Consider the following 18,424-nt stretch of genomic DNA (forward strand, 5'->3'; position numbering starts at 1 on the left):
CAAGCGGCGGCGTGTGGTCATCGTGCAGGGATTTCGCGGTCATTTTGCGGATTTGTCGTCCGCATATGCGGCGGCCATCGGTTCCGCGCCAGAACACCGCCCAGCTTTGTTCTGCTGTTTTGTTCTGCCGTGAAACAGCCCGCTACTACCAACGGCCGATTTCAGCCTCTTACAGTCACCGCACAGGGGCGGTGATGTATATGACAAAGCTGCGCGCGAGGTTGACGTTGGCGCTGGGATTTTGCAGCGCGATGTTTGCAGTGCAAATGACGGCTGCGCAAATGCCGTTGCCTGCCGCCAAGCCGCCCGACGGGGCGACGCTGTTCAAGCAGCAATGCGCGACCTGCCACACGTCAAACACCTCGGACCCGGTCCGGCAAGGACCGTCGCTCTACAAGATCGTCGGCCGCCATGCCGGCCAGGCCGACGGCTTCAAATATTCCGCGGGCTTCGCCAAGGCGGATTTCGTCTGGGACGACGCCAGGCTCGATGCCTGGCTGACCAATCCACAAGAGGTGATCCCCGGCGCCGTGATGGCCTACCGGCAGGCCAAGCCGGAAACCCGCGCCATGATCATCGCCTATCTGAAGGAGCTGAACTGAATGGCGAAACCCGTGCATTCGATGATCCGCGTGTTCGACGAGGCCAGGGCGCTCGACTTCTATCACCGCGCGTTCGGGCTCGAGATCGCGGACAATCTGCGATTTGGCGATTTCGCGCTGATCTATCTGCGCCATCCCTCATCGCCTTTCGAGGTCGAGCTGACCGTCAACTTCGACCGCAAGGAACCCTACGCGCTCGGCGACGGCTACGGCCATCTCGCCGTCATCGTCGATGACGTCGATGCCGAGCACGCGCGCTTCGAGAAGGAGCAACTGTCGCCAGGGCCGCTGCGCGACTTCAAGCATGACGGCAAGACGCTGGCGCGCTTCTTCTTCGTCTCCGATCCCGACGGCTACAAGATCGAGGTGATCCAGCGCGGCGGGCGCTTCGGTTAATCCAATTACAAAAAATGTCCACGGAGGAAACCCATGAGAGAAATCGATCGACGCAGCAAATATGACCGGCGTGTGTTTCTCAAAGGCGCAGCCGTCACCGCGCCCGCAGTCGCGATCGCGACATCCACGGGGCTCGGCATCACCGATGCGTGGGCCGACGAGGCCGGCACGCTGACGCCGGCCACGATGAAGACGCTGCTGAAGGTGGCGCGCGACATCTATCCGCACGATTTCCTCGGCGACAGCTACTACATCACCGCAGTGAAGCCGTGGGACGACAAGGCCGCCAAGGATCCGGCGGTCAAATCGCTGATCAATGACGGCATCGCCCGGCTCGATCAGGCGGCCAACGACCGCCACAAGATGCCTTATGTCCAGATCGCCTGGGAGAACGATCGCGTCGTGCTGCTGCAGCAGATCGAGCAGAGCGCGTTCTTCCAGAAGATCCGCGGCGACCTCATCGTCTCGCTCTACAACAACAAGGAGGTCTGGCCGCGGTTCGGCTACGAGGGCTCCTCCGCCGAGCATGGCGGCTACATCAAGCGCGGCTTCGCCGACATCGACTGGCTGCCGAAGGCTTGAACGAACAACGCCCAGGAGGAAACAATGGCAAAATTCGATCTGAATGACAGCGGCGTTGTCGTGATCGTCGGCTCCGGTGCCGGCGGCGGAACGCTCGGCAATGAACTGGCGCAGAAGGGCGTCAAGGTCGTGATCCTCGAAGCCGGACCGCGCATCGAGAACCAGGACTTCATCAACGATGAATGGGACAGCTTCACGCAGCTGGCCTGGTCCGACGCGCGCTCGACGTCGGGCAGCTGGCGCGTCCACCAGGATTTTCCGGGCCTGCCGGCCTGGATCGTGAAGGCAGTCGGCGGCTCGACCACGCATTGGGCCGGCGCCTCGCTGCGCTTCGACGAGCATGAGTTCAAGATCAAGTCGGCCTATGGCGGCATCCCCGGCGCCAACCTGCTGGACTGGCCGATCACGCTCGCCGAGATGGAGCCGTGGTACGCCAAGGCCGAGGACAAGATGGGCGTCACCCGCACCAACGGCATCCCCGGGCTGCCCGGCAACAACAACTTCAAGGTGATGGAGGCCGGCGCCAAGAAGCTCGGCTACAAGGAGGTGCACACCGGGCGGATGGCGATCAACAGCGAGCCGCGCGACGGCCGAGGCTCCTGCCAGCAGATCGGCTTCTGTTTCCAGGGCTGCAAGTCGGGCGCCAAATGGTCGACGCTCTACACCGAGATTCCGAAGGGTGAAGCCACCGGCAATCTCGAAGTGCGCCCCGGCAGCATGGTGATCAAGATCGAGCACGACCCGTCCGGCAAGGTGACCGGCGTGGTCTATGCCGATGCGACCGGCGCGATGCAGCGCCAGAAGGCCCGCGTGGTTGCGGTCGCCGGCAACTCGATCGAGAGCCCGCGGCTCCTGCTCAACAGTGCCTCCAGCATGTTCCCGGACGGGCTCGCCAATTCGTCGGGCCAGGTCGGCCGCAACTATATGCGGCACATGACCGGCAGCGTGTATGCGAGCTTCGAGAAGTCGGTGCACATGTATCGCGGCACCACGATGGCCGGCATCATCCGCGACGAGGCCAAGAACAATCCGAACCGTGGCTTCGTCGGCGGCTACGAGATGGAGACGCTGTCGCTCGGCCTGCCCTTCATGGCGGCGTTCCTCAATCCCGGCGCCTGGGGCCGCAGCTTCAGCAGCGCGATCGAGGGCTATCCGCGGATGGCCGGCATGTGGCTGGTCGGCGAGGACATGCCGCAGGAGACCAACCGCATCACGCTGGACCCGAAGATCAAGGACAAGTTCGGCATGGCGGTCGCGAGCGTGCATTTCGACGATCATCCGAACGATGTCGCGATGCGCGATCACGCCTACAAGCAGGGCTCCGCGGTCTATGAAGCGGTCGGCGCCACCGTGACCTACCCGACGCCGCCCTATCCTTCGACCCACAACATGGGCACCAACCGGATGAGCGAGAAGCCGCGTGATGGCGTCGTCAACAAGTTCGGCCAGAGCCACGACATCAAGAACCTGTTCGTCTCCGACGGCAGCCAGTTCACATCAGGCGCGGCGTGCAATCCGACGCTGACGATCGTGTCGCTGGCGATCCGGCAGGCCGACCACATCGCCGGCGCGATGCAGCGCAAGGAGATCTAGAGCGTTTTCGAGCGAAGTGGGCACCGGTTCGCGTGAAGAAAACGCGTCGAAACAAGAAGCTGGAGCTTCGGTTCTGATTCAACAGAACCGAAGCTCTAGCAAGAAAATCCAATTCCCCTCTCACTGATGCGGCCTTGCCCAACTGGACAAGGCCGCTTTTCTTCCTGTGTGATGGGTTGGCGCGACGCTATTCCGCGGCGTCCATGATCGCCGCCGTCTCGCGATAATCCGAAACGACCGCCGGCGCATTCGCCCTGGCGCGGTAGATCAGGCAGGAGCAGCGCAGCAGCGACGCGAAATTGTTGACCTCGCCGTGATGGTCGAGCACTTCGTTGTGCAAGGTGGTGAGGAACTTGGCCAGGCTCATGCCTTCCTTGGCCGCGATCTCCTCGAGCGTGTCCCAGAACGACATTTCCAGCCGAATCGAGGTGCAATGGCCGTCGATCCGCAGCGATCGGGTCTGCGATTCATAGTCACGCTGCGGCTGGTGCGCGAAAAGATGGCACATGGCGTTCCTCCGACGAGAACTTATAATTTTTCTAAACGATATACCTGTGCGTGCGGCCCCACAATCGGGACGTAGGGCGTAACGGGCCGGGCGCCGAAGACGAGCGTCTTCAAGGCGATAGGCCGGAATCATCCCCAACGCACAGCTGCTGGCCGCAGCGCTCCCATGCATTTGCCGGGACGGTGACTTATAGTAACGGCAAGCCTCGAATCGCTTTTTCCGACATTCAATCCATGCCCGTCCGCCAGCTTCCCGAACAGCTCGTCAACCGCATCGCCGCCGGCGAAGTGGTCGAACGCCCTGCGAGCGTGGTCAAGGAACTGGTCGAGAATGCGATCGACGCCGGCGCAAGCCGGATCGATGTATTCACCGATGGCGGCGGCCGTCGCCGGATCGGCATCACCGACGATGGCGGCGGCATGACGCGCACCGACCTCGCGCTCGCGGTCGACCGCCACGCCACTTCCAAGCTCGACGACGAAGACCTCTTGCGCATCCGCACGCTCGGGTTCCGCGGCGAGGCGCTGCCGTCGATCGGCGCGGTCGCAAAGCTCGGCATCACCACGCGCCATGCCAGCGAGCCGCATGCCTGGTCGCTGTCGGTCGAGGGCGGCGAGAAGTCGGAGGTCATGCCGGCCGCGCTCGGTCAGGGCACCCGCGTCGAGGTCAACGAACTGTTCTACGCAACGCCGGCGCGGCTGAAATTCCTCAAGACCGACCGCACCGAGGCGGAGGCGATCCGCGAGGTGGTGCGGCGCCTCGGCATGGCGCGGCCCGACATCGCCTTCACCTTGGCCGGCGAAGAGCGTGCGCCCGTCACCTGGGCCGCCGCGCTGCCCGGCGCGGCCGGCCGGCTGACGCGGCTCGGCGATATCCTGGGCGCGGACTTCCGCGCCAGCGCGATCGAAGTGCGCGCCGAGCGTGAGGGCGTCATGGTCGAGGGCTTTGCCGCCGCGCCGTCGCTGACCCGGGCCAATGCGCTGGGGCAATATCTGTTCGTCAACGGCCGCCCGGTGCGCGACAAGCTGATCCTCGGCGCGGTGCGCGCGGCCTATTCCGACTATCTGCCGCGCGACCGCCATCCCGTCGTGGCGCTGTTCGTCACCTGCGACCCGCAAGAGGTCGACGCCAATGTGCATCCGGCCAAGACCGAGGTGCGCTTCCGCAACGCCGGCCTGGTGCGCGCGCTGATCGTGCACGCGCTGAAGGATGGCCTGGCGCGCGAGGGCAGACGCACCGCGGCCAACACCGCCGACGGCGCGACGCTCTCCGCGTTCCGCCCCGCCTTCACGCCACCGCGCCCAGGCAATTGGGACTGGCGCAGTTCGCCGTCCTATCCGGCCAATCCGCTACGCGCATTCGACGGCGCGGCGGCGCCCGCCTTCGCCGAACCCGGACAGGCCGCCTTCGACGTCGGCACGCCGACCGCCGATGTCCGCTTCGAGGCCGCGCCCGCGCCCGACATGCTCGACCGGCCGCTCGGCGCCGCGCGCACCCAGATCCACGAGACCTACATCGTCTCGCAGACCCGCGACGGCTTGATCGTGGTGGACCAGCACGCGGCGCATGAGCGCATCGTCTACGAGAGGCTGAAGGCCTCGCTGGCGAAGAACGGCGTGCAGCGGCAGATTCTCTTGATCCCGGAGATCGTCGAGCTCGATGAGGCGACCGTCGAGAAGCTGCTCGATCGCGCCGAGGAGCTGGCGTCGTTCGGACTCGCGATCGAATCCTTCGGTCCCGGCGCGGTCGCCGTGCGCGAGACGCCCTCGCTGCTCGGCAAGGCCAATGCGGCCGGATTGCTCCGCGACCTCGCCGAACATATGGCCGAGTGGGACGAGGCGCTGCCACTGGAGCGCCGGCTGATGCACGTCGCCGCCACCATGGCCTGCCACGGCTCGGTCCGCGCCGGCCGCCGCCTCAAGCCGGAAGAGATGAACGCGTTGCTGCGCGAAATGGAAGACACGCCGAACTCCGGCCAGTGCAACCACGGCCGGCCGACCTATGTCGAGTTGAAGCTGAGCGACATCGAGAAGCTGTTCGGGCGGCGGTAGTCTCTACCACCGTCGTCCCGGGCAAGCGAAGCGCGACCCGGGACCCATAACCACAAATGCATCCGTTGACAAAGGCTGGGGCCCCAGCGTGCTTTCATAACGCACTTTCGTGGTTATGGGTCCCTGCTTTCGCAGGGACGACAGAATAGAGCATCCTACGAATTCTTGCGTGCGAACACCTCCAGCGCCGTCCGAAGCTGCGCGATCCATTCGTCACCGTCCTTGAAGCCACCTGCCGCGATCCGCGTACAGACCTGATCGAGATCATCGCCTTCGGCAGCGCGCTTGCCGACCTGCCGCACGATCGCGGCATAGCCATCCACCAGCAGCACGAGACCGGGCGCGTTCGCTGCGCCATACTGTCCGCGCGCATCGCCAAACAGCTGGGACGCGTCGTCGTACCGACCAAGCGCCAGGTCAAAGGCCCCGACCAGCCAGATGCCCGTTGCCACGCGCAGAGGCCCTAGCTCGAGCTTCTCGACAAGGCGCAGCGAGCGCTCCGCAAGCTCGCGCGCGGCCAGCAGATTGTCCTGATTGATCGGCTTGTCGGAAACACTCCAGCCCGGCCAGCAATCGGCCGCCGCGTTGAACGTCCACCGCTGAACCATCATGAGCGCTTCACGCGCGTCACCATCCTGCGCGCCGCGATGGCGCTCGATCTGATCGGCGGCGTCGCGTGCGGCCGCGAGCAGCGCTGTGTCATCACCCGTACCGCGCAACGCCTTGACCTGCATCTCCAGCTGACCGGCCAGCCCGGCAAGAGTGTCGGCCATGGTGCGCGCTCCGCAAGCGATGTTGAATCAGTGTTGGAGTGAAGAAGGCGCAACCAGCATAAACTCAGCGGATGACGCTGACACCAACGCGCCCTACACTTTTTCGCGAAGGAACACGAACTCGGTGTCGTCATAGGCGCGCCGCTCGAGCTCCTCGAACCCCGCGGGCGCCGCGAATGCCGCGGCTTTCGCCTCCTCGACGACGAGCAGCGCGCCCGGCGTCAGCCAGCCGCCGTCGCGCAGCGAGGCGAGCGCCTTGTCGGCGAGACCCTTGCCATAGGGCGGATCGAGAAACACCAGCGAGAACGGCTCGACCGGATGCGCAGGTCCGAGATCGGTGGCATCGCGGCGATAGACCTTGGTGGTCCCGCCAAGGCCGAGCGACTCGACATTGGCGCGCAGCAGCGCCCGCGCCTCGGCGCCATTGTCGACGAACAGCGTGAACTTGGCGCCGCGCGAGGACGCCTCGATGCCGAGCGCACCGGTGCCGGCAAACAGGTCGAGCACGCGCGCGTCCTCGATCGGATTGTCGTAGGCGTGGATCAGGATATTGAACACGGACTCGCGCAGGCGGTCCGCGGTCGGACGGATCTCGCGGCCCGACGGCGAAGCGAGATTGCGGCCCTTCAGCCGTCCGCCAACAACGCGCATCAGGATGCCCCGATGTTGGCCGCTCGGGCGGTGTGCTCCCTTCCCCCTTGTGGGGAAGGGTTGGGGAAGGGGGTGCCCCACGGGCAGACTACCCGTGTGGCACCCCCCTCCCTGCCCCTCCCCCACAAGGGGGGAGGGAACGGAGAGAGCGTTGATCGCATCGCAGCGAGTAAAGACGACACATCCATCGTCGCGACCGCCCTACTCGTCCTTCGGCGCGAGATCGCGCTTGCCGTGATAGCCGCGCTTGGGGCGGCGCGGCGGGCCGTAGCCGTTGGCCTCGTCCTCGTTGCGGGCACGGGCTTCCTCGCTGCCGGTGCGCTGCACCAGCACGCGGCGGCCCTTGCGGTCATTGATCGTCTCGCGCTTGCTGGGCTTCGGCTTCCTGGGCGTATCGTCGCCCTCGCCGGCGTCACGCTGCTCGGGCCGCGCGAAATCCGCGCCTGCGACCTTGGCGATCTTCTCGCCGAGCTGCTCGCGCAGCACCCGCGTCTTGACCTCCTCGACCTTGCCCTCCTCGAGCTCGCCGAGCTGGAACGGGCCGTAGGAGATCCGGATCAGCCGGTTCACCTCGAGCCCGAGATGCGCCATCACGTTGCGCACCTCGCGGTTCTTGCCCTCGCGGATCGCGAACACCACCCAGACGTTGGCGCTCTGGTCGCGTTCCAGCGTCGCATCGATCGGTCCGTATTTGACGCCGTCGACCTCGACGCCGTCCTTGAGCTGGTCGAGCTGGCCCTGCGTCACCTCGCCATGCGCGCGCACGCGGTAGCGCCGCAGCCATCCGGTGTCGGGATGCTCCAGCGTCCGCGCCAGCCCGCCATCATTGGTGAGCAGCAACAGGCCCTCGGTGTTGAAATCGAGCCGGCCGATCGAGATCAGCCGCGGCAGGCCCTCGGGCAGATTGTCGAACACGGTCGGCCGTCCCTCGGGATCGGCATGCGTCGTCATCAGCCCGCGCGGCTTGTGATACATGAACAGCCGGGTTCGCTCGCGCGGCGGCAACGGCTTGCCGTCGACCGCCACGACATCGTTCTCGGTGATATCGAGCGCCGGCGAGTTGATCACCCGTCCGTTGACCGTGACGCGGCCCTGGGTGACGATCTCCTCGGCATCGCGGCGCGAGGCGAGACCGGCGCGCGCCAGCACCTTGGCAATGCGTTCGCCCGCCTTCTTCGGCTTCGGCTCGGGACGCTCGCGGCGATCATCAAAGGCACGTTCGCGATAGGCACCGCGGCCGCCGAACGCCGGGCGCTTGGCAAAGACCTTGCTGTCGTCCTCATTCTCGCGGCGCGGACGATCACCGAAACGGCCTTCGCTGCGCGGATGCTCCTGCCAGTCGGTGCGGCCTTCGGGGCGCTCGCGCCGGCGATTGTCGCCACCAACCTCATCTCTTTCCCAGCGCGGCCGGCTGAACTTCGGCCGCTCCGGACGATCGCCCTGCTCGCGATCGTCGCGGGGACGCGAGAACCGCGGCCGCTCGCCGCCGCCGCGATCGTCGCGCGGCCTGTCGTAACGCGGCTTGTCGAAATTGCGCGGACCTTCGCGGAACGGACGCGAACCACGCTCCGGACGATCGGAACCGCCCTCGCGCTTCTGCCACGGCTTGGATCCGCCGCGCGGCGGCCGGTCGCCAAAGTCCTTGCGCGGGCCGCGATCGCCGCCGCGATCCGACGCACCGCGTTTGAACTTGCTGTCGCCGCCGAATTTCCGCGCCGGCCGGTCGCCATCGCGCGACGGACGATCGCCGAACGATCGCTCGCCACGCGGCGTATAGGGCCGCTTCTCGCCGTCGCGTTCGCGCGGCGTGTAAGGCTTCCGGTCGCCGAACTTCCGATCAGAAGACCGCCCTGCCGGGCGGGCATCATCGCGATCGCGCCGCGGCGGGCGGTCGTCGCGATTGAAGTTCGGACGGTCGCCGCGGGGCGCGTAGGGTCGCTTGTCGCCGCCGCGATCTTCACGCGGCTTGAACGAACGCTTTTCGCCATCGCCGCCGCGATCAAATCTCGGCCGGTCTTCGCGCGGCTTGAAGGTGCGCTTCTCGCCATCGCCGTCTCGGGCCGGGCGATCGCGGAATGGCCGATCGCCACGGGGGCGATCGTCGCGGTTGAACCTCGGCTTGTCGCCGAACTCGCGGCGCGGCGGACGGTCCTCGCGATCGCCGCGATAGGGCCGCTTCTCGCCATCGCCCTTGCCGGCAAACGTCTTGTCGCCGAAGCCGCGCTTGGCAAATTTCTTGTCCGGTCCACGGGCGGCGCCGGAGCGGCCCTTGCCGCCGCCGGAACGGCCTTGGCCGCCGCCGGGCCGATCACGCCGGCCGCGGGAATCGTTGTTTTTGTCGCTGTCGCGGGGCATGAATAATCTCGCTGGACGCTCAATTGGGGTGCAAGGGCAGCCGGGCGTACGCGCCCTGTTGGCAGCGCATTTGACGCAAAACCGGCATCCACTTTTGCTGAAGGCGAAGCTACTAGCAGGTTTCTTCCGATGATACGAGGCATGTCAGCCCCTTCTTTCATGGATTTGGCGCTGAAAACGGCCGAAAACGCCGGAAAAGCCGGCGAAGTTCCGATCGGATGCGTGATTGTCCGGGGTTACGAGATCATCGCCACCGCCAGCAATCGCACCCTCACCGACCGCGATCCGACCGCCCACGCGGAAGTTTTGGCGATCCGGCAAGCCGCCGAGGCCATCGGCACCGAGCGGCTGGTCGATTGCGACCTCTACGTGACGCTGGAGCCCTGCACCATGTGCGCCGGCGCGATCTCCTTCGCCCGTATCCGCCGGCTGTACTACGGCGCCGCCGACCCCAAGGGCGGCGCGGTCGAGTCCGGCGTGCGGTTCTTCGCGCAGCCGACCTGCCACCACGTCCCGGAGGTCTACGGCGCAGTCGGCGAGACCGAGTCCGCGACGCTGCTGAAGGATTTTTTCAAAGCGCGGCGGTAGGGGCTACGCACCTCTCGGCATGCAGCAAGTCAACCCCGTCATCCTGAGGAGGCCGCGGAGCGGCCGTCTCGAAGGATGTACGGCCACCAGCCGGGCCGTGCATCCTTCGAGACGCGCTACGCGCTCCTCAGGATGACGGTGGTTATGCAGAGTCACCCCGCCAGGAAAAACTCGCGCAGCAGCTTCGCGGTCGCGTCCGGGGCCTCCTCGGGCAGGAAATGCCCCGACGCCACCGGTGCGCCGCTGACATTGGTTGCCCAGTTCTTCCAGACGTCGAGCGGCGTCGTTGCGGCGCTGGCAACCCCGGCATCGCCCCACAACGCCAGCATCGGGATCGTGATCTTCTTGCCGGCGTCGACGTCCGCCTTGTCGATCTCAAAGTCGGCATAGGCGCCGGCGCGGTAGTCCTCGCACATCGCGTGGATGCGGGCGGGATCGCGGAACGGCGCAAGGTAATGCGCGAGCGCGCGCGGATCGATGGCGTCCAGCGTCTTGGTCCTGGTCTGGCTCGCCATCTTCTCCTTGAGGAAGAATTCGCCATTGTTGGAGATCAGCGTCTCCGGCAGCGGATAGGGCTGCGCCAGGAACGCCCAGTGGTAGATCTTCAGCGCCGAGAGGCGGTTGAGCTTCTGCCAGTAATCATAGGTCGGCGCGATATCCAGCACCGCAAGCTTCGACAGCCGGCCGGGATGATCGAGCGCGAGCCGGTACGAGACGCGGCCGCCGCGGTCGTGACCGGCGAGTGCGAAATGCACATGGCCGAGCTGCTCCATCGCCTCGACCATGGTCTTGGCCCAGACCCGCTTGGTGTAGGGCGTATGATCCTTGTCGCTGTCGGGCATGTCGGACCAGCCGTAGCCCGGCAGGTCGGCGATGATCAGCGTGAACTTGTCGTCAAGCTTCGGCGCCACCGTGTGCCACATCACATGCGTCGAGGAAAACCCGTGCAGCAACAGCAGCGGCGGCCCCTTGCCGCCGACGCGGGCGAAGATGCGGCCCTGCGAGGTGTTGATCCATTTCGACTCATAGCCGGGAAAAAGATCAGCGAGATCAGGCATCGGTGGCTCCCCCGGTCGCGTGCGCCGTGCTTCAAACTTTGTTCGGCGTTGCCGCTAGTCCAAGTGAGGTTTATGCCATTCTCAAGCCCAAGCAACAACAACACGAAACGAGGAAGTGCCATGTCGATCGATTTCGAGATTCCCGCCGAAGCCAAGGCGATCCGCGAGAAGGTCCGCAAATTCGTGCACGACGAGTGCATTCCGGCGGAAAAGGAACTCGACACCAAGCCGCTTGCCGAGGTGCTGGGACCGCTGCGCAAGAAGGCCCGCGCGCAGGGCCTGTGGTGCCCGTTCGTGCCGAAGGAGTATGGCGGTATGGGCCTCGGCCCGCTGGCGAACGCGCTGGTGCAGATGGAGCTCGGCGAGAGCATGCTCGGCGCGCTCTCGATGAACACGCAGGGGCCGGACGACGCCTCGATGATGACGATCCTGGCGCACGGCACCGAGTACCAGAAGGAGAAATTCCTCAAGCCGCTCTTGAACGGCGAGAAGCGGATCTGCTTCTCGATGACCGAGAAGGCCGCCGGCGCCGACGCCACCGGCATGCAGACCACGGCGGTGAAGGACGGCAACGAGAACTACATCCTCAACGGCGAGAAATGGTTTTCCTCGTCGGCGAGCGTCGCCGACATGGCGCTGGTGATGGCGAAGACCGATCCGAACGCACCGCGCCACAAGCAGTATTCGACCTTCATCGTCGAGCTGCCCAACCCCGGCTACCGCATCAAGCGCAACGTCGCCAACATGGCGATCGAGGGCCCGCACGATGACGTGATCCATGGCGGCCACTCCGAGATCGAGATCAAGGATCTCAAGGTGCCGGCCGACAATCTGCTCGGCGGCGAAGGCAACGGCTTCAACATGGGCCAGCACCGCCTCGCCTACGGCCGGCTGCGCCACGGCATGCACAACGTCGCCAAGGCGCAGCGCGCGCTCGACATGGCCGCAGCGCACGTCACCAAACGCTCGACCTTCGGCCAGCTGCTGGCCGACCGCCAGGCGGTGCAGTTCATGCTCGCCGATTGCGCGAGCGAGCTCTATATCGGCCGGCTGATGCTGCTGCACATCGCCTACAAGGCGGAGAAGGGCCTCGACATCCGCCAGGAGAACTCGATCGCCAAGATCTTCCACGCCCACATGGTGCACAAGGTGATCGACACCGCGATCCAGCTCCACGGCGCGCTCGGCTTCAGCCAGGATACGCCGCTGGCGAAATGGTACACCCAGGTGCGCTCGCAGCGGCTGGTCGACGGCCCGGACGAGGTGCACAAGTGGAAGATCGGCAAGAACGTCATCAAGGCGTTCCGCGAGCACGGCACCACCGCGAGCGCGGCGGGCGGCGATTTGCTGTAGTCGGCAGCGGCGTCCCACACACCCATCGTCATTGCCGCGCTTGACCCGGCAATCCATCTCACGAAGAGACTCTCTCGAAGGTGATGGATGCGCGGGTCAAGCCGCGCATGACATGTGAAGCGTTGGCGCGAGCTAGCCCTTTTCCTGCTCCACCGCCTGCCAGGCGATATCGCGGCGGCAGAATCCCTCCGGCCATTTGATGCGATCGACCGCCTGATAGGTGCGGTCGCGCGCCTCGGTGACCGTCTTGCCCATCGCGCAGACGTTCAGCACGCGACCGCCGTTGGAAAGGATTGCGCCATCCTTGGCCACCGTGCCGGCGTGGAAGATCTCGACGCCGTCGACCTTGGCGGCGTCATCGAGGCCGTCGATCCGCGTGCCCTTGATGTAGTCGCCGGGATAGCCCTTGGCCGCCATCACCACCGTCAGCGCCGGGTCCGGATACCAGCGCAGGTCGAAGTTCTTCAACTGCCCGTCGATCGAGGCGAGAAACGCCGGCACGATGTCCGACATCATCCGCAGCATCAGCACCTGGCACTCCGGATCGCCGAACCGCACGTTGTATTCGAACAGCTTTGGGCCCTGCTCGGTCAGCATCACGCCGGCATAGAGCACGCCCTTGAACGGCGTGCCGCGGCTCTTCATCCCGGCCACCGTCGGCAGGATGATCCGCGCCATGATCTGGTCGTGGATCTCAGGCGTCACGAACGGCGTCGGCGAATAGGCGCCCATGCCGCCGGTGTTCGGCCCCTTGTCGTGATCGAACACCCGCTTGTGGTCCTGCGCGGTCGCCAGCGGGATCGCGGTCTCGCCGTCGCACAGCGCAAAGAAGCTGATCTCGCGGCCCGACAAAAATTCCTCGATCACGACCTCGGCGCCGGCCGAGCCGAACGCGCCCTCGAACATCATCGCAATGGCGGCTTCCGCTTCAGACAGCGTCTGCGCCACCACAACGCCCTTGCCTGCGGCGAGCCCGTCGGCCTTGACCACGATCGGCGCGCCCTGGGCGCGGACATAAGCCACAGCGTCCTTTGCACTGTCGAAGCGGCGATAGGCGCCGGTCGGAATGTCGAACTCGCTGCAGAGGTCTTTCGTGAAGCCCTTAGAGCCCTCGAGCTGCGCGGCCTGCTTGCTCGGCCCGAACGCCTTGATGCCTTCAGCGGCGAGATCGTCGACGATGCCGGCGGCGAGCGGCGTCTCCGGCCCGACCACCACCAGATCGACCGCGTTGCGCCGGCAGAATTCGATCACCGCGGCATGGTCGGCGACATCGAGCGCGATGCATTCGGCCTCGCGCGCGATCCCGGCATTGCCCGGCGCGCACCAGAGTTTGGTCACCAGCGGAGATGCCGCGATCTTCCACGCCAGCGCATGTTCGCGGCCGCCGGAACCGAGCAGGAGGATGTTCATCAGAGACAGGCTCAAAAGGGTGCAAGAGCTGTGTCGGTCGCACGAATCCCGGCCGGCCTGCAAGGGGCGACGGGGCCGATTCCCCCGTCATTCCGGCTCACGGCTGCTTGCCGGCGATGATCTCTTGCAAGGTCGCGACATGGCGGGCGAAGGCGCCGCGGCCGGCCGCGGTGGCGGTCACGGTGGTCTGCGGCTTCTTGCCGACGAAGGCCTTGTCGACCGCCACATAGCCGGCCCGCGCCAGCGTCTCGATATGGGCGCCGAGATTGCCGTCGGTGGCGCCCGTCAGCTTCTTCAGCCGGGCGAATTCGAGCCCGCTTGAAACCGGCAGCGCATTGAGCGCCGCCATGATCCGCAGCCGAAGCGGCTGGTGGATGATCTCGTCGAGTTCCGCCATCGATCAGATCCGGCGCATCCAGAGGCCGCCGAGCACCAGCGCACCGCCATGCACCACCGCCATCCACAGCAGCAGTGCCGGACCGGCGTAGAAGTAGGCGGTCACGATCAAGGCGCTGCTGCACAGCGCGATCACGATGAAGGCGTAGCCGAACCACAGGCCGGCGAGCGCATAGAACAACATCGTGAATAGCGGCCAGAACACCAGCATCTGACGCGGCCCGAAATGGCCGAGCACCGCCGAACAGAAAATGCCGAATGCGATGAACAGCAGGAACGCCGCCAGCAGCCGGAGCGCGAAGGCGCCCGCCCCCGGACCGACGCCGCTGAACGCTGCAATTGCGATCGAGCCTGCGATTCCGATGAGATCGACAACGGCCCAGATCGTATAGCCCTGCGGCGGCCATGTGAAATTGGCGAGGTAGCCCACGAACACCAATACGCCCCACATGACGATGATGAGACTGGCGTTCTGATAGATTCGCGATTGGCGGACGCGCTGCACGACGTCGTTGATGTCGTTCAGCGCCGCGCTGGCCTGCTGGCTGTCAATCATGACGGCACCCCACTTTGCTCGGCGAGCTTGGCGGAAAGCGCAGGTGTATCGGCTGCCGGACGATATTTGCCGATCAGGACATAGGCGATCGTCATGGTGACGATCGACAGCACCAATGCCAGCAGCCCAACTTGTCCGCGCGTCGTCAGCGGCAACAGGTGCACCATGATTTCCGTTGCCGCCGCCGACATCAGCGACACGTAGGACCACGAGATGAAATAGTAGTGCTTCAGCCGCCAGTTCGCCGGGCGCGGGCTGCGCAGCAGTGGAACAATCGCCGCCACGATGCAGGCGAAGTTCACGATCGCACCGACATGGAACAGGTTGAGAGTGCCGGTGAACCGATAGACCAGCATCGCGGTCCCGTCGGCGACCAGCATGGCGTAGACGAAGAAATAGCCGCGCGCCCGGTGGCCCGCGCCGCGCTTGGGACGCAGGAACTGAATCAGCCCGACACCGATGCACAGGACAGCCACGACGGCATGGACCGCGCCTGCCGCGGAATGGACGAAACTCGCGAACGTCAACTGCGGGACCATCGGTCAGCCCTCCAGCCAGGTCGCCATTGCCCTCAATACAGAGAACTCTGTATTACAGAGTATATGGACAAACAAGCCCGCGCATTGGCGATGGCGGGCAAAAGTCCCTACGTTGCGCTGAAGCTCACAAACAGCCGAATCACCTGCAAATGACTGCTGCCGCGCCAAATCTCGTCAACGCGCCCGAGTTCACCGTCTCGGAACTTTCCTCCGCCCTGAAGCGGACGGTGGAGGACCGCTTCGGCCATGTCCGCGTCCGCGGCGAGATCTCCGGCTTCCGCGGCCCGCACTCCTCCGGCCACTGCTATTTCGCCCTCAAAGACGAGAGCGCCAAGATCGAGGCGGTGATCTGGAAATTTGCCCACGCGAGGATGCGCTTCAAGCCGCAGGAAGGGCTCGAGGTCATCGCCACCGGCAAGCTGACCACCTATCCGAACTCCTCGAAGTACCAGATCGTCATCGACTCGCTTGAGCCGGCCGGCGTCGGCGCGCTGATGGCGCTGATGGAGGAGCGCAAGAAGAAGCTCGCGGCCGAAGGCCTGTTCGACGAGGCCCGCAAGCAGATTTTGCCCTGGCTGCCCGACGTGATCGGCGTCGTCACCTCGCCGACCGGAGCCGTGATCCGCGACATCCTGCATCGCCTCGAGGACCGCTTTCCCCGCCGGGTGCTGGTTTGGCCGGTCAAGGTGCAGGGCGACGGCTCGGCCGAGCAGGTCGCGGCCGCGATCCGCGGCTTCAACGCGCTGCCGGAGGGCGGCCGGATCCCGCGGCCCGATCTGTTGATCGTCGCGCGCGGCGGCGGCTCGCTGGAGGATTTGTGGTCGTTCAACGAGGAGATCGTGGTCCGCGCCGCAGCCGAGAGCCACATCCCGCTGATCTCGGCGGTGGGCCACGAGACCGACATCACGCTGATCGACTTCGTTGCCGACAAGCGCGCGCCGACGCCGACCGCCGCCGCCGAGATGGCGGTGCCGGTGCGCAGCGAGCTGTTCGTCGAGGTTCAGGGACTCGCCCGCCGCACCATGGTGTGCTGGCAGCGCAGCCAGGAGGCGCGCCGCAACGAGTTGCGTGCCGCGGCGCGTGCGCTGCCTGCGGCGAACGAACTGCTGGCGATCCCGCGGCAGCGGCTCGATCATCTCGCTGCCGGGCTGCCGCGCGGGCTGAAGGCCAATACGCACGCGCACTTCCGCCGCTTTGCCGCGTCGAGCTCGCGCCTCACCATCGGCGTGCTGCGCGGCCAGGTCGCGCATGCACGGCAGCGGCTCACCGCATCCGGCGAGCGCATCACGCTTTCGGCGCGCGCGCTGCTGCATCGCAGGCGCGAGCGCTTCAGCGGGCTCGAGATCCGGCTCAAGGCCTCGAAGCTCGCCAATGCGCAGGCGCAGCGCAACGCGATCGCGCGCGATCTCGAGCGCACCCACCGCCTCGCCGAGCGCGCCCGCCGCGCGCTGCTGACGACGCTGCAACGGCTCGAGGCGCGGGTCGCCCATCGCAGCCAGCTGCTGTCGGCGCTGTCCTATCGCGGCGTGCTGGCGCGCGGCTTTGCGCTGGTGCGCGACGCGCAGGGACACGCACTGCATTCAGCGGCGGCGGTCGGCCCGAACGCCAATTTGTCGATCGAGTTCGCCGACGGCCGCGTCGCGGCCACCACGGACGCCGATCAGCCCGCGGCGACGGTGACGCCCGAGAGCCAGCCGAAGCCGCGTGAGGCGAAACCGGCGGCGCCGAAGCGCGTCACCAAGCCGGTCGATCAGGGCAGTTTGTTTTAGCGCGCCAGCCACTCGGCGACTTGCTTCTGCGCGTCCTTGCGGGCGCTCGCATCGGTGCCGACATGACCGGGCTCGGTGATGTCGACATCGGACGAGGCCGCGACCGCATGCAGCGGCAGGTTGGCGCGGTCGAAATCGTGATAGGCCTCGGGATAGACCACGATCCGCGCCAGCGCGCTGCGGCCGCGCGCGCCGTCGACCATCTGATGACAGGCCGATGACGACGTCACATCGTCGCGCGCGCCGATCAGGACCAGCGTCGGCACCCGCGCGCTCCAGCCAAGGCCGGACGAGGTGCGGCAATCGGGATAGAACGCGACCGCCGAGCGGAAATCCGGCTCGACATTGCGCGACCACATCTGCGGCCGCACCGCCCACAGCAAGGCGGCCGCGCCGTTGCCCCAGCCGATCAGGCTGATGCGGCTCTTCGCCACCCATTTCTGCTGCACCAGCCATTGCCGCGCGGCATTGATGTCGGCGACCCGCGCACGGCGGGTCTGGACCTGATGCTCCTTGATGCGGCACTGCGGCCCGAGCTCGCGCGAGCCGTAGCTGTCCGGCAGCAGCACCGCATGGCCTGACGTGAGCAATTGCTCGGCCCAGTCGCGATAGCGCGGCAGGACCGGCTCGGAGCGGCCGGCGAGACCACCGCAGCCATGCAGCGCGATGACCGTCGGGAACGGGCCGTCTCCATCGGGCCGGTAGAGCTGCGCGTGCAGCGAGATATTGCCTTCGGCAATTTCGACCTGATGCGGAGCCGGAAGCGGCGCCGCCGCGGCCGGCGCCGCAAGCATGGTCAGGCACATGAAAACTGACTTGAGGCGCATCCGATCCGGCCGGCTCGTTATGGCGCTGTAGACACAGCGGACCACGCCTGCAACGCTACCATGCACGTCTGCCGCCAAATCATCACAAGTCGGTGGTTTAACGGGCGGACATGACCCCCTATCTGTGATAGACGGCTTCATGAACATTTAAGGGCCTCATCGGGGGCAAGGCGGAGAGCTCAAACGTGCTGAACAAGTTCGGTCCCTCGGGCCATGGCGAAGCGCAGGTGCAATATCTCGACGGCGATTTCCGTGTGATCTCGCCCGGCACCTTTGTGCGTTGTGCCATCACCGACGTCCGGATCCCGCTCGACGAGCTGAAGTACTGGAGCGTCGACCTGCAGGAGGCTTACGCCACCCCGACCGCCGTGCTGCAGCGCCATCATCCCGGCGTGCTCAAGCCGCAGGCTTAAGCTC

Annotated in this window: 19 protein-coding genes; 9 read left to right on the forward strand and 10 right to left on the reverse strand. The window is 66.0% G+C overall.

Annotated features, from left to right (window positions below; all coding sequences use genetic code 11):
• The first annotated feature begins 281 nt into the window (after positions 1-281).
• Genes ACE103_RS36350 through ACE103_RS36365 form a run of 4 tightly spaced genes read left to right on the forward strand, consistent with a single transcriptional unit; the run spans position 282 to position 3,173 of the window.
• Positions 282-602 carry a c-type cytochrome gene (locus ACE103_RS36350; protein ID WP_375781261.1) on the forward strand — a complete coding sequence of 107 codons (321 nt, stop codon included), beginning with the start codon at positions 282-284 and terminating at the stop codon, positions 600-602.
• The gene (locus ACE103_RS36355; protein ID WP_375776923.1) at positions 603-998 is read left to right on the forward strand and encodes a VOC family protein; all 396 of its coding nucleotides are present in this window, start codon (positions 603-605) and stop codon (positions 996-998) included.
• A 33-nt stretch (positions 999-1,031) separates the two neighbouring features.
• Entirely contained in the window at positions 1,032-1,580 is a 549-nt protein-coding gene (locus ACE103_RS36360) for a gluconate 2-dehydrogenase subunit 3 family protein (RefSeq protein ID WP_375776924.1), read from the forward strand.
• Between the two features lie 24 nt (positions 1,581-1,604).
• Positions 1,605-3,173: a GMC family oxidoreductase gene (locus tag ACE103_RS36365; RefSeq protein ID WP_375776925.1), complete on the forward strand. Its 1,569-nt coding sequence runs from the start codon at positions 1,605-1,607 to the stop codon at positions 3,171-3,173.
• A 187-nt stretch (positions 3,174-3,360) separates the two neighbouring features.
• Here the strand turns inward: ACE103_RS36365 and ACE103_RS36370 are convergent, their stop codons facing one another.
• Positions 3,361-3,681 (reverse strand): ribbon-helix-helix domain-containing protein, encoded by a 321-nt coding sequence (locus ACE103_RS36370; protein ID WP_342709403.1) that lies wholly within the window; start codon positions 3,679-3,681, stop codon positions 3,361-3,363.
• 233 nt (positions 3,682-3,914) lie between these two features.
• Here ACE103_RS36370 and mutL point away from each other — a divergent pair, with 233 nt between their 5' ends.
• Positions 3,915-5,732 carry a DNA mismatch repair endonuclease MutL gene (gene mutL / locus ACE103_RS36375; RefSeq protein WP_375776926.1) on the forward strand — a complete coding sequence of 606 codons (1,818 nt, stop codon included), beginning with the start codon at positions 3,915-3,917 and terminating at the stop codon, positions 5,730-5,732.
• A gap of 155 nt (positions 5,733-5,887) precedes the next feature.
• On the opposite strand, the gene ACE103_RS36380 is transcribed toward mutL, so the two are convergent.
• From ACE103_RS36380 to ACE103_RS36390, 3 genes are all read right to left on the reverse strand, one after another.
• Positions 5,888-6,466: a hypothetical protein gene (locus ACE103_RS36380; protein WP_375776927.1), complete on the reverse strand. Its 579-nt coding sequence runs from the start codon at positions 6,464-6,466 to the stop codon at positions 5,888-5,890.
• A 132-nt stretch (positions 6,467-6,598) separates the two neighbouring features.
• On the reverse strand, positions 6,599-7,156 hold the full coding sequence (gene rsmD / locus ACE103_RS36385; RefSeq protein WP_375776928.1) for a 16S rRNA (guanine(966)-N(2))-methyltransferase RsmD: 558 nt from the start codon (positions 7,154-7,156) through the stop codon (positions 6,599-6,601).
• A gap of 201 nt (positions 7,157-7,357) precedes the next feature.
• Positions 7,358-9,511, reverse strand: a complete 2,154-nt coding sequence (locus ACE103_RS36390; protein ID WP_375776929.1) for a pseudouridine synthase — start codon at positions 9,509-9,511, stop codon at positions 7,358-7,360.
• A 129-nt stretch (positions 9,512-9,640) separates the two neighbouring features.
• Here ACE103_RS36390 and ACE103_RS36395 point away from each other — a divergent pair, with 129 nt between their 5' ends.
• Positions 9,641-10,099: a nucleoside deaminase gene (locus ACE103_RS36395; protein ID WP_223967159.1), complete on the forward strand. Its 459-nt coding sequence runs from the start codon at positions 9,641-9,643 to the stop codon at positions 10,097-10,099.
• 152 nt (positions 10,100-10,251) lie between these two features.
• Here the strand turns inward: ACE103_RS36395 and ACE103_RS36400 are convergent, their stop codons facing one another.
• Positions 10,252-11,157, reverse strand: a complete 906-nt coding sequence (locus ACE103_RS36400; RefSeq protein WP_375776930.1) for an alpha/beta fold hydrolase — start codon at positions 11,155-11,157, stop codon at positions 10,252-10,254.
• A 120-nt stretch (positions 11,158-11,277) separates the two neighbouring features.
• Here ACE103_RS36400 and ACE103_RS36405 point away from each other — a divergent pair, with 120 nt between their 5' ends.
• Entirely contained in the window at positions 11,278-12,510 is a 1,233-nt protein-coding gene (locus ACE103_RS36405; protein WP_076864913.1) for an acyl-CoA dehydrogenase family protein, read from the forward strand.
• Between the two features lie 132 nt (positions 12,511-12,642).
• On the opposite strand, the gene purD is transcribed toward ACE103_RS36405, so the two are convergent.
• From purD to ACE103_RS36425, 4 genes are all read right to left on the reverse strand, one after another.
• A complete protein-coding gene (gene purD, locus ACE103_RS36410; protein WP_375776931.1) occupies positions 12,643-13,920 on the reverse strand; it encodes a phosphoribosylamine--glycine ligase in 1,278 nt (425 codons plus the stop codon).
• A gap of 97 nt (positions 13,921-14,017) precedes the next feature.
• The gene (locus ACE103_RS36415; protein ID WP_375776932.1) at positions 14,018-14,317 is read right to left on the reverse strand and encodes a winged helix-turn-helix domain-containing protein; all 300 of its coding nucleotides are present in this window, start codon (positions 14,315-14,317) and stop codon (positions 14,018-14,020) included.
• Positions 14,318-14,320: 3 nt separating this feature from the next.
• Complete coding sequence (locus tag ACE103_RS36420) at positions 14,321-14,872, reverse strand: hypothetical protein (RefSeq protein WP_375776933.1); 552 nt, start codon at positions 14,870-14,872, stop codon at positions 14,321-14,323.
• Positions 14,869-15,411: a DUF2306 domain-containing protein gene (locus tag ACE103_RS36425; protein WP_375776934.1), complete on the reverse strand. Its 543-nt coding sequence runs from the start codon at positions 15,409-15,411 to the stop codon at positions 14,869-14,871. The genes ACE103_RS36420 and ACE103_RS36425 overlap by 4 nt, the downstream gene beginning before the upstream one ends.
• 149 nt (positions 15,412-15,560) lie before the next feature.
• Here ACE103_RS36425 and xseA point away from each other — a divergent pair, with 149 nt between their 5' ends.
• Positions 15,561-17,180, forward strand: a complete 1,620-nt coding sequence (gene xseA / locus ACE103_RS36430) for an exodeoxyribonuclease VII large subunit (RefSeq protein WP_375776935.1) — start codon at positions 15,561-15,563, stop codon at positions 17,178-17,180.
• On the opposite strand, the gene ACE103_RS36435 is transcribed toward xseA, so the two are convergent.
• Entirely contained in the window at positions 17,177-18,007 is an 831-nt protein-coding gene (locus ACE103_RS36435) for a dienelactone hydrolase family protein (protein WP_375776936.1), read from the reverse strand. The genes xseA and ACE103_RS36435 overlap by 4 nt on opposite strands.
• Before the next feature lie 185 nt (positions 18,008-18,192).
• Between ACE103_RS36435 and ACE103_RS36440 the strand changes: the two genes are divergently transcribed.
• Positions 18,193-18,420 (forward strand): DUF2093 domain-containing protein, encoded by a 228-nt coding sequence (locus ACE103_RS36440; protein ID WP_016848019.1) that lies wholly within the window; start codon positions 18,193-18,195, stop codon positions 18,418-18,420.
• Positions 18,421-18,424 lie beyond the last annotated feature (4 nt).

The sequence above is a fragment of the Bradyrhizobium sp. ma5 genome, from assembly GCF_042258955.1.
Classification (GTDB): Bacteria; Pseudomonadota; Alphaproteobacteria; order Rhizobiales; family Xanthobacteraceae; genus Bradyrhizobium.